This is a genomic window from Erwinia sp. 009765445, assembly GCF_058137865.1.
The window spans coordinates 90,920-103,875 of sequence record NZ_JBYUWC010000009.1; the positions used below are offsets into that span (position 1 = coordinate 90,920).

Annotated in this window: 11 protein-coding genes; 2 read left to right on the forward strand and 9 right to left on the reverse strand. The window is 56.8% G+C overall.

All coding sequences use genetic code 11. The annotated features are described in order from the left end of the window. Positions 1 to 11: 11 nt before the first annotated feature. From AC3Y5R_RS11845 to lolC, 7 genes are all read right to left on the reverse strand, one after another. On the reverse strand, positions 12 to 584 hold the full coding sequence (locus AC3Y5R_RS11845; RefSeq protein ID WP_489921493.1) for a peroxiredoxin: 573 nt from the start codon (positions 582 to 584) through the stop codon (positions 12 to 14). Between the two features lie 187 nt (positions 585 to 771). Beyond that, positions 772 to 1,689 (reverse strand): bestrophin family protein, encoded by a 918-nt coding sequence (locus tag AC3Y5R_RS11850; protein ID WP_489921494.1) that lies wholly within the window; start codon positions 1,687 to 1,689, stop codon positions 772 to 774. Positions 1,690 to 1,692: 3 nt separating this feature from the next. Continuing rightward, on the reverse strand, positions 1,693 to 2,529 hold the full coding sequence (cobB, locus tag AC3Y5R_RS11855) for a Sir2 family NAD+-dependent deacetylase (protein ID WP_489921495.1): 837 nt from the start codon (positions 2,527 to 2,529) through the stop codon (positions 1,693 to 1,695). Positions 2,530 to 2,536: 7 nt separating this feature from the next. Beyond that, positions 2,537 to 3,448 carry an N-acetylglucosamine kinase gene (nagK, locus tag AC3Y5R_RS11860; RefSeq protein ID WP_489921496.1) on the reverse strand — a complete coding sequence of 304 codons (912 nt, stop codon included), beginning with the start codon at positions 3,446 to 3,448 and terminating at the stop codon, positions 2,537 to 2,539. A gap of 11 nt (positions 3,449 to 3,459) precedes the next feature. After that, complete coding sequence (gene lolE, locus AC3Y5R_RS11865) at positions 3,460 to 4,704, reverse strand: lipoprotein-releasing ABC transporter permease subunit LolE (protein ID WP_489921497.1); 1,245 nt, start codon at positions 4,702 to 4,704, stop codon at positions 3,460 to 3,462. Beyond that, complete coding sequence (gene lolD, locus AC3Y5R_RS11870) at positions 4,704 to 5,408, reverse strand: lipoprotein-releasing ABC transporter ATP-binding protein LolD (RefSeq protein ID WP_489921498.1); 705 nt, start codon at positions 5,406 to 5,408, stop codon at positions 4,704 to 4,706. The genes lolE and lolD overlap by 1 nt, the downstream gene beginning before the upstream one ends. Continuing rightward, positions 5,401 to 6,600, reverse strand: a complete 1,200-nt coding sequence (gene lolC / locus AC3Y5R_RS11875) for a lipoprotein-releasing ABC transporter permease subunit LolC (protein ID WP_489921499.1) — start codon at positions 6,598 to 6,600, stop codon at positions 5,401 to 5,403. Before lolC ends, lolD begins: the two co-directional genes overlap by 8 nt. Before the next feature lie 273 nt (positions 6,601 to 6,873). Between lolC and AC3Y5R_RS11880 the strand changes: the two genes are divergently transcribed. Further along, positions 6,874 to 7,083, forward strand: a complete 210-nt coding sequence (locus tag AC3Y5R_RS11880) for a hypothetical protein (RefSeq protein WP_158783046.1) — start codon at positions 6,874 to 6,876, stop codon at positions 7,081 to 7,083. A gap of 76 nt (positions 7,084 to 7,159) precedes the next feature. After that, the gene (gene mfd, locus AC3Y5R_RS11885; RefSeq protein WP_489921500.1) at positions 7,160 to 10,603 is read left to right on the forward strand and encodes a transcription-repair coupling factor; all 3,444 of its coding nucleotides are present in this window, start codon (positions 7,160 to 7,162) and stop codon (positions 10,601 to 10,603) included. 187 nt (positions 10,604 to 10,790) lie between these two features. Here mfd and AC3Y5R_RS11890 read toward each other — a convergent pair whose 3' ends face one another. Both AC3Y5R_RS11890 and AC3Y5R_RS11895 read right to left on the reverse strand, forming a co-directional pair. Continuing rightward, a complete protein-coding gene (locus tag AC3Y5R_RS11890) occupies positions 10,791 to 11,330 on the reverse strand; it encodes a glycine zipper 2TM domain-containing protein (RefSeq protein ID WP_199257261.1) in 540 nt (179 codons plus the stop codon). Between the two features lie 300 nt (positions 11,331 to 11,630). Continuing rightward, positions 11,631 to 12,935: an NAD(P)/FAD-dependent oxidoreductase gene (locus AC3Y5R_RS11895; protein WP_489921501.1), complete on the reverse strand. Its 1,305-nt coding sequence runs from the start codon at positions 12,933 to 12,935 to the stop codon at positions 11,631 to 11,633. Between the last annotated feature and the right edge of the window lie 21 nt (positions 12,936 to 12,956).

The window sequence follows — 12,956 nt, forward strand, 5'->3', positions numbered from 1 at the left end:
TTACCGGGCAATCAGGATTGGGATGCGTGTGACGCAGAATATTGTTTCACTGCATCCATCGCTTTCTGAATGTGCGTGTCTGGATTGCGGTCGGTGTAGCTCAGCAGGATTTTGCCGTCCGGAGCGATAACATAGGAGGTGCGATCAGAAAGCGTTTTGCCCTGCATCTGCATCGTGGTCTGATATTCAGCGGCGATTTTGGCACCCGGATCGGCAGCCACCGCGAATTTATCGCGGCACTCCAGTTTGGAGAAGTCAGCCACCTGATCGGTATTACCGGCAGTCACGCCAATCACCGTCGCGCCCAGTTTTTTGAAGCCATCAGAGGCCTCAGCAAAATCGTGGGCCTCAATAGTACAACCCTTGCTGAACGCCGCAGGGAAGAAATAAAGCACGACCGGCCCTTTCTGGAGCGCCTGCTGAAGGGAGAAAGTCAGCGGTTTCCCCGCCAGTGCACCCTGCAATTTGAAGTCAGGGGCCTGGGAACCGACCGGCAACGCCGCTTCGGCATTAATGGCTGGCAGGGCGAGGCTCATGAAGGCAGCGGCGGTCACAGAACATAAAAGTTTTTTTGTACGGTTCATGAAAAGCTCCATCAGGGTTAAGAGAACTGCTGTCTTCAACAGTTCGCTGCGGAGCAGTAAAAAGTTTCGCCAGAGGAAAAAATATTTTTCCAGCTTGAGCGAAAAAATGATAAGCGGATGATTTTAGGAAAATTTCCCCAGACGACGGCGTTACGTTCCCCCTCGCTGATACTGGCAGAACAGCGCCCTAGGTCAGGTTAAACCGGCTGTCCGGCTTCAGCGGCTCGGGCAGCGGGAAGTCGCCATTCATCGCCTTCAGGTTGCGTTCAATCACCACGCAAATCGCATCCAGCGGCAGATCGTTAGCATCAGTGCCAAACGGATCTTCCAGCTCTTCAGCCAGCGACTCCAGAGACAGGAAGGTATAAGAGATAAACACCGACACCAGCGGCGTCATGTAGTGCAGATCGGAGACCAGTGCAAACGGCAGCAGCGTACAGAACAAATAGACGGTGCGGTGCAGGATCAGGCTGTAGGCAAACGGGATCGGCGTGGTGGCGATACGTTCACAGGCACCAAGCACCTGTGACAAATGATTCAGATTTTCATCAACGCTCTGCCACAAAATATCTGACAAAGTGCCCTTTTGCCGCTGCTCGCCCAGCCACAATCCCATACAGAGCAAAATCTGGTTGCCCGGTAGCGGATTGTTCAGCACCCGATCGTGCCAGCGCTCCGGCAGTAGCCGTTGCAGGTCGCTGCTGGCATCGGTCTGTCGCAGCTGATGCTTCAGACTCCAGGCGAACGCAGCCATCAGTGCGGCGAACTCCCGTGCGGCTGCATTATCCAGCAGCAGGATGCTTTTAATCTGCCGCAGCAGAGAACGCTGGGTGATCAGCAGCGAGCCCCAAATCGTGCGCGCTTCGGTAAAACGGGCATAGCTGGCGTTATTACGAAAACCGAGGAAAATGGCGATTGCCACCCCGAGCAGACTGAAGGGTGCGGTGGTGAGATGGATATCCAGTGATTCGTACCACTGATAGCTGATCACCGCGATAATCGACATCAGCAGATTCAGCGACAGGCGAAACAGGATTTTTGACAGCACGGAACCGTGCCAGTCAAACAGGCGACGGAACCAGTGCTGGTAAGGTCGAACTATCATCGATTACTTGCCGATCTTCTGCAGCAGGGTGTGCACAAACTTCGGCACCACTTCGCTGGCAAGACCGTAATCCTTCTCTTCAAATTCGCTGCCAACCTGGCTTGGCTCCAGGTTCAGCTCAATGGTATGCGCGCCCTGCAGCTTCGCTTCATGCACGAAGCCCGCAGCCGGGTACACATGACCAGAAGTCCCGATAGCAACAAAGTAATCCGCCTCAGCCAGCGCGGCATAAATCTCATCCATTTGCAGCGGCATCTCGCCAAACCACACCACATGCGGGCGCAGCACCGACGGGAACTGGCAGCAGTGGCAGCGATCGGACGCTTTCACATCCTCCTGCCAGTGCAGTACCTGACCACTGGTGGCGCAGCGTACCTTCAGCAGTTCACCGTGCATATGGATGACGTTACTGTTTCCGGCACGCTCATGCAGGTTATCGATGTTCTGGGTCACCAGCAGGAAGTGATCTCCCAGCGCCGCTTCCAGTTCCGCCAGCGCCATATGTGCAGCGTTGGGCTGGATGTCAGGCTGCTGAAGCTGCCGACGACGGGCATTGTAGAACTCCTGAACCTTGGCCGGATCGCGGGTGAAGCCTTCCGGCGTGGCAACATCTTCCACCTTGTGCTCTTCCCACAGGCCATCTGCCGCGCGGAAGGTACGGATCCCCGACTCAGCGGAGATCCCAGCCCCGGTCAGCACCACCACCCGGGGCAGTGGATTACGGGCAATTTCTATATTGCGGTCGCGTTCAAAAATGCGCTGACGAAAGCGCTGATGCACCTGACGTCGGGTTTTCTTGTAACGTGCCAGTCTCAGTCGGCGACGGGGGGTACGCATCATAACTCCTCTACTCCATAACGTGCAGGAACGCGGCACCGCGCATTCCGCCTGCGTCTCCGTGACGCGCCCGGGCAAAGCGTGGCGGCCTGGCCACCGGCAGCAGATGCCTGCTGACCCGTGCTTCCAGCCCCTCAAAGAGCGCATCGAAATTGGATAATCCGCCGCCCAGCACCACCAGGTGCGGGTCGACCATCGTCAACAGATTGCCAAGGCAGACGGCCAGCAAATCTTTATAGCGTTCGGTGTGTGCAATGGCCTGTGCATCTCCCTGATAATAGCGGGTGATAATCTCCGGCGCATTGAGAGCAGACTGATTATAGCGCTGCCACAGGCGGGAAAATCCCGGACCTGCTAGCCATGACTCAATACAGCCACGCTTACCGCAGCCGCAAACGGGCAGCTCCACATCCCAGCCCAACACATCCAGAGCATCAACCGGTAGCCGCATATGACCGAACTCGCCAACCACATAATTGCGGCCGGTTACCGGTTTACCGTCAACAATCAGGCCACCGCCCACCCCGGTGCCAAGGATCAGCCCCAGCACCACGGGGTAAGCCTGAAACTCATCGTCCCAGGCTTCGGAGAGCGCAAAGCAGTTAGCATCGTTATCGATACGCACTTCACGTCCCAGTCGCTGGCTGAGATCGGCCTGAAACCGCTGACCACGAGCGGCAGGAATGTTGGCGGTGAACAGGGTTCCGTCATCCGGCACTGGCAGACCAGGTACGCCAACGCCCACGCTGCCATGCTCGCCGCAGAAAGCATCTGCCTCATGGGTCAATGTTACCAGCACGTCCAGCAGGGCCGTATAGTCATCTTTCGGCGTGGCGACGCGCTTGCTCCAGACCTGCTGGCGCTGTGGGTTATACACCCCAAGGGCGATTTTGCTACCGCCCACGTCAAAACCGTAATACATTCGGACCTCTGCTACTGGCCGCTGAGCACGCGGGCCGGATCGATACGGCTCGCTCTTCTGGCCGGATACCAGCTGGCTATCAGACTCAGCACCAGAGAGGTCGCCAGCACGATAGCCACGTCCAGCCAGTGCACTTCAGTCGGCAGAAAATCGATAAAGTAGATATCGCCGGACAGGAAATGGTAGCCGGTTAAGGTTTCAATTCCGCGAATAATCGGCGTGAGATTAAACGCCGCCAGCACGCCGACCACCACGCCGCTGACGCTGCCCACCAGCCCGGCCATCAGGCCATACCAGACAAAGATAGCCCGGATCAGCCCATCCTTCGCCCCCAGGGTTCGCAACACCGCGATATCACCGCTTTTATCTTTCACCGCCATCACCAGCGTGGAGACGATATTGAAGCAGGCCACGCCAATCACCAGCACCATTGCCAGATACATAATGGCGCGGATCATCTGGATGTCGCGGTACATATAGCCATAAGTCCCAATCCAGCTGCGGATGTAGACGTAAGAGTGAGTGACCTCACCGGCATCACGCACCAGCTTCTGCGCGGCAAACGGGTCGCTCATTTTCAGTGCAATGCCCGTGACGTTGTCACCCATTGCCAGATAGTGCTGCGCATCGGCCAGGGGAACCAGTGCCAGGCTGTGATCCAGCATGCCGCTGAGCGCCAGAATGCCGCTGACCTGCAAGCGCACGCGCTTCGGCTGCAGCAACTTATGCTGCGAGTCGCTGTTAGGGATCATGATGGTCAGCCAGTCGCCCTGTTTGACGTTCAGGCTTTTCGCCACGCCCTGGCCGAGGATAATCTGCTGTTTACCGGCGCTGAAGCTCTGCCAGGCGTTGTTCTGTACATAGGCAGGCAAGGCGCTGAGTCTGCTTTCCTGCTGCGGATCCACCCCTTTCACCTGAATGGCCTGCAGCTTGACGCCGCTTTCAATCAGGCCGGTGAAGTTGATGTACGGCGCAGCAGCGGCAATGCCTTTGACCTGCTCAACTTTCGGTAACAGTGCCTGCCAGCCGGTGAAAGGCTGATTCACCGGCTCAATTTCACCATGCGGAACCACCGCCAGGATACGGTTGTTCAGCTCGCGTTCGAAGCCGTTCATTGCACTCAGGCCGACAATCAGCACCGCCACGCCGAGCGCGATACCCACGGTGGAGATCACTGAAATCAGCGAAACCATGCCGCCACGGCGGCGCCCGCGACTGAAGCGCAGGCCCAGAAGAAGAGAAAGAGATCCCGCCATTACACCAGCCCTGCCAGGGTTACGTCCCCGCTCAACTGGCCGTCACGCATCTCCATCTGGCGGTTAAGGCGCTTCGCCAGGTGCAGGTCATGGGTGACCACCAGAAAAGCAGTACCCTGCCGCACGTTCAGCTCGCCCAGCAGGTCAAAGATGGCATCCGCGTTGCGGGCATCGAGGTTACCGGTCGGCTCATCCGCCAGTACCAGACGCGGACTGTTAACCAGTGCACGGGCGATGGCCACACGCTGACGTTCCCCGCCCGAAAGCTCAGAAGGACGGTGCGCGGCGCGCTTTTCCAGACCCACTGCGGCCAGCATTTCAATGGCATTGGCTTCCGCCTCGCCCTTTGCGGCTTTGCCGATCAGCAGCGGCATCGCTACGTTTTCCAGCGCACTGAAGTCCGGCAGAAGGTGGTGAAACTGATAGATAAAGCCCAGCTCACGGTTACGCAGCTCCGCTTTCGCGGCTGAAGACATCCCGTTCAGCGATTTACCGTTGAACACCACGTCGCCGGAAGTGGGCGTATCCAGCCCGCCGAGCAGGTGCATCAGGGTGCTTTTGCCGGAGCCGGAGCTGCCGACAATCGCCATCATTTCGCCGGGCGTTACGCTGAAAGAGACGTTGCGCAGCACATCAGTCTGCACGCGGCCTTCCTGGTAGCGTTTGCACAGGTTGTCGCACTGCAACAGGATCGGGTTACTCATAACGTAAAGCCTCAGCGGGTTGAACGGCGGCGGCGCGCCAGGAAGGATAAAGCGTGGAAAGCAGCGCCACGACCATCGCGGTGATGACGATGGTCAACACCTGCGTTACAGAAATTTCGACTGGCAGCGCCGCCCCGTCAAGGAAAGCGCCAATCAGCGGCATCAGGTTGTTCAGCTGGCTGGCGAGCAGCACGCCAAGCAGCGCGCCCAGCACCGAACCGACAATCCCGGCCGTCGCGCCCTGCACCATAAATACCATCACAATCTGGCGGCGCGTCAGGCCCTGAGTCTGCAGGATCGCCACTTCGCCCTGCTTCTCCATGATCAGCAGGCCCAGCGAGGTGATGATATTGAAAGCGGCCACGGCAACAATCAGGCTGAGCAGCAGCCCCATCATATTTTTCTCCATCCTCACCGCCTGGAACAGCTCGCCCTTACGCTCACGCCAGTCTTTCCACACCAGCCCTTCTGGCAGCTTTTGCTGGCTGAGCGAATCAACCTGCAGCGGCTTGTCCAGCCACAGACGCCAGCCGGTAATAAAGCCCTGCGGATAGCGCATCAGGCGCGAGGCATCCTGCTGATTGACCAGAATCTGGTAGCCATCCACTTCGCTGTTGGCCGCAAAGGTCCCTGCCACGGTGAACAGGCGCTGGCTGGGCAGGCGGCCCATCGGGGTGAACTGGCTGGCAGAAGGCACCATCAGCCGCAGCTCGTCGCCCCGCTTCAGGCCCAGCTGCTCTGCCAGCTGCTCGCCAACGATCACATTGTACTGGCCGGATTGCAGCACGTTCTGCTGAACGTTATTCAGATACGGCGTCAGCGGATCCGGTTCCTCCGGGTTGATCCCCAGCATCACGCCCACACCCACGCTGCGGGCGCTTTGCAGCACCACATCGCCGGTGGTCAGTGGAGTAATACGGGATGTCCCCTGCAACTGCAGCGAGTCGGCCGGGATCTGCTGGGGATTAATGGATCCTTTCTGGCTGGTGATCAGCGCCTGAGGCATCAGGTTAAGGGTGCTTTTTTCCAGCTCATGCTCAAAACCGTTCATCACCGACAGCACGGTGACCAGCGCCAGCACCCCGAGGGTGATACCAATGGCGGAGAGCCAGGAAACAAACCGTCCGAAGCGGTCTGATGCTCGTCCACGCATATAGCGCAGACCGATGAATAACGCGACAGGTTGATACATGTAATCCGTCTTCTGGCGGTGAATATGGCAAAAAGTGATCGAAGATGATAAAGGACAGGCCCGCGTTATGGAACCTCTAAGCTGCTGAGTCTGCTGTATTGTTTTGTCAGCAAAGACGTCATGCACCGCAGGCGAGTTCATATCGCCCAAAAAACACCCGTTAATTGCTCAATTATTCCACAACAATCGGCATAAACTGATATTAACCCCTCTGATAAGGAGGTAATACTGTAGTGGTAATAGCGGCTAAGCGTAAGCCCGGGAGTGGTAAAAATGACTAAATATCCTAAAGGCAGTATTGTCAGACACAAAACTGGCGACATCAAAGGGATGATTGTTAACGTCTTTGAACAGGACAGCGCTCCGGCAGGTTACTACGTGAAGTGGGATGACGGTAATCATAGCTATCACGGAGAAAAAGAGCTGATCTGGGCAAACATTGACCGCCCCCGGATGCACTACACCCAACAATCACCGAAATAGAGGTATACTCCGGTTAGCCGAAACGGGGATATCACGTCCCCGCTCTCCTTGTCGTTAAGAGACCGCCTGACTGATTATGCCTGAACAATCCAGATACACCCTGCCCGTTAAAGCAGGAGACCAGCGTCAGCTGGGGCAACTGAGCGGAGCCGCCTGCGCGGTTGAATCCGCTGAAATCGTCGCTCGTCACAAGGGTCCGGTAGTGCTGATTGCTCCGGACATGCAAAACGCGCTGCGCCTGCAGGATGAAATTAAGCAGTTTACCGGCGAACCGGTTATCAGCCTTGCGGACTGGGAGACGCTGCCGTTCGACAGTTTCTCGCCACATCAGGAAATTATCTCTTCGCGTCTGTCCACTCTTTACAGCCTGCCAACCCTTGAGCGGGGCGTACTGATCCTGCCGGTGAACACGCTGATGCAGCGCGTCTGTCCGCACAGTTATCTGCACGGTCACGCGCTGGTGATGAAAAAAGGTCAGCGCCTGTCGCGCGATACGCTGCGTACCCAGCTTGAACAGGCTGGTTATCGCCACGTTGACCAGGTGATGGAGCACGGCGAATACGCCACGCGCGGCGCTTTACTGGATCTCTATCCGATGGGCAGTGAGCAGCCGTACCGCATTGATTTTTTTGATGACGAAATCGACAGCCTGCGCGTATTCGACGTGGACACCCAGCGAACGCTGGAGGAAGTCGAGGCAATTAATCTGCTGCCCGCGCACGAATTCCCGACCGACAAAGCGGCCATCGAACTGTTTCGCACCCAGTGGCGTGAGCATTTCGATGTGCGGCGCGAAGCGGAACATATCTATCAGCAGGTGAGCAAAGGCACCCTACCCACCGGCATTGAATACTGGCAGCCGCTGTTTTTTGAAAGCCCTCTGCCTTCTTTGTTCAGCTACCTGCCAGCCAACACCCTGCTGCTGAACACCGGCGATCTGGAAAGCAGTGCCGACCGCTTCTGGCTGGACGTGATGGCGCGCTTCGAAAGTCGGCGTGTCGATCCGATGCGCCCTCTGCTGCTGCCGGAAACGCTGTGGTTACGCACCGATGAACTGTTCAGCGAGCTGAAGCAGTGGCCACGTATTCAGCTGAAAAGCGAACATCTGCCGGAGAAAGCCGCCAATACCAACCTCGGCTACCAGACTCTGCCGGATCTGGCGGTACAGGCGCAGGCCAAAGCTCCGCTGGATGTACTGCGCCGTTTCCTCGAAGAATTCAGCGGCCCGGTGGTGTTCTCGGTGGAGAGTGAAGGCCGCCGTGAAGCGCTTCAGGAGCTGTTAGCCCGCATCAAGATTGCCCCAAAACCTGTCCACGCGCTGGAAGAAGCAGAAGAGACAGGCCATTACCTGATTATCGGGGCCAGCGAGCAAGGCTTTATCGACAGCCTGCGCCACCGCGCACTGATTTGTGAAAGTGATTTACTGGGAGAGCGAGTCAGCCGCCGACGTCAGGACAGCCGCCGGACCATCAATCCGGACGTACTTATCCGCAACCTGGCAGAGCTGCATCCCGGCCAGCCAGTGGTGCACCTCGAACACGGTGTCGGCCGCTATATCGGCCTGACCACGCTGGAAACCGGGGGCATCACCGCTGAATATCTGATGCTGGCTTATGCCGGAGATGCCAAGCTCTACGTACCTGTTTCTTCGCTGCATCTGATCAGCCGCTACGCAGGCGGGGCGGATGAAAATGCCCCGCTGCATAAGCTGGGCAGCGATGCCTGGTCACGCGCCCGGCAGAAAGCCGCCGAGAAAGTGCGTGATGTGGCGGCCGAGCTGCTGGATATTTATGCCCAGCGCGCCGCCAAGGCCGGTTTCGCCTTCAAACACGATCGCCAGCAGTATCAGCTGTTCTGCGAAAGTTTTCCGTTCGAAACGACGGCGGACCAGGCGCAGGCGATCAATGCGGTACTCAGCGATATGTGTCAGCCGCTGGCGATGGATCGTCTGGTTTGCGGTGACGTTGGCTTCGGTAAAACTGAAGTGGCGATGCGTGCCGCCTTCCTGGCGGTGGAAAACCACAAGCAGGTTGCCGTACTGGTGCCAACCACCCTGCTGGCTCAGCAACATTACGATAATTTCCGCGACCGTTTTGCCAACTGGCCGGTGCGCATCGAGATGCTTTCCCGCTTCCGTACCGCCAAAGAGCAGGCACAGATCCTTGAGGAAGCCCGTGAAGGCAAAGTCGATATTCTTATTGGCACGCACAAGCTGCTGCAGAACGAAATCAAATGGCGCGATCTGGGTCTGCTGATCGTCGATGAAGAACACCGCTTCGGCGTTCGTCATAAAGAGCGAATCAAAGCAATGCGCGCCGACGTCGATATTCTGACACTGACCGCCACGCCGATCCCACGTACGCTGAATATGGCGATGAGTGGCATGCGCGATCTGTCAATTATCGCCACGCCACCAGCGCGTCGCCTGGCGGTGAAAACCTTCGTTCGCGAGTTTGATAATCTGGTAGTGCGTGAAGCTATTCTGCGTGAAGTGCTGCGCGGCGGCCAGGTCTACTACCTCTATAACGACGTGGAAAATATCGAAAAGGCCGCAAACCGCCTTACAGAGCTGGTGCCTGAAGCGCGTGTTGCCATCGGCCACGGCCAGATGCGCGAGCGTGACCTGGAACGGGTGATGAATGACTTCAACCATCAGCGTTTTAACGTACTGGTGTGTACCACTATCATCGAAACCGGCATCGATATTCCGACTGCCAATACCATTATTATTGAACGTGCCGACCACTTTGGTCTGGCGCAGCTTCATCAGCTGCGCGGCCGCGTGGGCCGTTCGCATCATCAGGCCTATGCATGGCTGCTGACCCCGCATCCCAAAGCAATGACCACCGACGCCCATAAACGTCTGGAGGCCATCGCCTCGCTGGAGGATCTGGGTGCTGGTTTTGCTCTTGCCACCCACGATTTGGAAATTCGTGGTGCGGGCGAGCTGCTGGGCGAAGATCAGAGCGGGCAGATGGAAACTATTGGTTTCTCGCTATATATGGAGCTGCTGGAAAACGCGGTGGATGCCCTGAAAGAGGGCCGCGAGCCATCGCTGGAAGACCTGACCAGCAACCAGACCGAAATCGAACTGCGGATGCCATCCCTGCTGCCGGATGATTTTATCCCGGATGTGAACACGCGACTGTCGTTCTACAAGCGGATTGCCAGCGCGCAGGAAGAAGGTGAACTGGACGATCTCAAAGTGGAGCTGATTGACCGCTTTGGTCAACTGCCCGATGCCGCCCGCAATCTGCTGGATATTGCCGCGCTGCGCTTAACCGCACGCAAAATTGGCATCCGCCGCGTGGAAGCCAGTGAGAAAGGCGGATTTATCGAGTTCGCCGAGAAGAACAAAGCCGATCCGGGCTGGCTGATTGGCCTGCTGCAGAAAGAACCGCAGCACTGGCGACTGGATGGCCCAACGCGACTGAAGTTTATCCTCGATCTGGCGGAGCGGAAGGTGCGAATGAAGTGGGTACGGGACTTTATGGCTCAGGTGCTGGCTAACGCGGCTTGATTTTACTGAGATCTCTGAAGCGAGAGTTACAGGCCAGGGACGGCCTGAGTCGAGCTGCCATGGACGGCGTTTTTTGCGTCTTTATGAGCGCCCCCCGCGCCTGCACTGTTTAGTATTTGCGGTGCCTGCAGCGCCTGCTTTTAAACGTAACGCATAAAAAAAGCGGCTAATCGCCGCTTTTTTTTAATCAGGCCTGGTTATTCAGCACCAGCTGACCGTTGCTGTCCAGCGGGATGCGGGTGCCCGGGTCATTATCCATGCGGATTTTGCCCTGCTGGCTACCAATTTTGTAGGTCACATCGTAACCCATCATTTTTTCCTGCTTGTCGTAAACGGTTTTACAACGCTGCTCGGTAGTTGTGTAGGTATCATTGTTCTGCATCGCGCCCTGCACCTGATTACCGCCGTAACCACCTGCCAGCGCACCGGCTACGGTCGCCACGCTGCGTCCGCGTCCGCCACCAAACTGGTGACCAAGCACGCCACCGGCGACAGCACCCAGCACGGAACCGGCAATGCGGTTTTCATCCTGAACGGGACGGCGATGAGTCAGGGTAATGTTCCGGCACTCCTGACGAGGATTCTTAGTCGTTTCTTTGATTGGAGTGGCTGACAGCACCTGCGCATACTGTGGACTGCGGTCAAACACATTCATGCTCGCTACGGCAGCCACGCCCAGAGCCGCTGCCACACCAATTCCAATACCCGCCAACATTGATTTATTCACAGGACTACCTCCTGACATTGTTACCGCGCATTTTCGCCTCTGCCGACATCCCGGTGCGGAAGCGTCTTACCCGGCGTGCACGACGCGCCGTCTGTTGTAAGTTAAATTTTGCGCATCAGGGCCAAATGTGACAATAAGAAAACAGGACGAAATGAATGTTGCCAGACATAAGAGAATGCTTTTAAGAGTGTTCTTAGAGGCGGGCTGCGGAGGAGGTTATGAAACGAAAGGCTTATGATAACGACTGCACCATAAGCCTTTTTATTCCAGTTTCTGCTGTACTGATTTGGCTGAATCGATTTAGTGGAGTTTCAACCTTGGGCGGATAACACGGTTAATACTGCCTACCAGCATCATCAGGCCAGTTTTGAAATAGCCATGCAGCGCCACCTGATGCATGCGATACAGTGAGATATAGACGAAACGCGCAATTCGCCCTTCCACCATCATTGAACCTCGCATCAGGTTCCCCATCAGGCTACCTACCGTACTGAAGCGTGAAAGCGACACCAGCGAACCGTGATCCTTATAGACGTAAGGCTTCTGCTTCTGCCCTTTCATCTGTGCAAGAATGTTGCTCAGCACCAGCGAAGCCATCTGGTGAGCAGACTGGGCGCGTGGAGGAACAAAACCACCAGAAGGCTGCGCACAGGAGGCACAGTCACCAATCGCATAGATATCCGCGTCACGGGTGGTCTGCAGCGTGGGTTCAACCACCAGCTGATTAATGCGGTTGGTTTCCAGCCCGGCAATTTCTTTCATAAAGTCCGGTGCTTTGATCCCGGCAGCCCAGACCATCAGGTCGGCTTCGATAAACTCACCAGATTTAGTGTTCAGACCATTTCTGTCCGCGCTGGTGACCATAGTCTGGGTCAGCACGCGCACGCCCAGCTTGGTCAACTCCTGATGCGCAGCGGCAGAGATGCGCGGCGGCAGTGCAGGCAGGATACGTTCACCGGCCTCCACCAGCGTTACATTCAGCGCCTGGTTATCCAGTCCTTTATAGCCGTAACTGTGCAACTGTTTCACGGCATTATGCAGCTCGGCAGAAAGTTCCACCCCGGTCGCGCCACCGCCAACAATAGCGATGTTGACCTTTTCCTGAGCACCGTCGCTGGAAGAGAACTTCAGGAACAGGTTAAGCATCTCGTTATGGAAACGACGCGCCTGGTGCGGGTTATCGAGGAAAATACAATGGTCCTTGATACCCGGAGTACCAAAATCGTTCGAGGTACTGCCCAGCGCCATCACCAGCGTGTCGTAAGCCAGCTCGCGCGCGGGTACCAGCAACTCGCCCTGTGCATCACGGATCTCGGCCAGCTGGAGCTTTTTGCCTTCGCGATTGATGTCGGTCAGCGTGCCTAACTGGAACTGGAAATGGTGATTACGCGCATGAGCCAGATAGCTCAGACCATCGATCCCTTCGTCCAGCGATCCGGTAGCCACTTCATGCAGCAAAGGCTTCCACAGGTGGCTGTGATTGCGATCCACCAGGGTGATTTCTGCTTTCTTTTTGCGACCCAACTTATGGCCCAGCTGCGTAGCCAGCTCCAGCCCTCCGGCCCCCCCGCCGACAATCACAATTCTCTTCATTGGTGTAGTCAATTGACCCCCTTAAAAATGTAA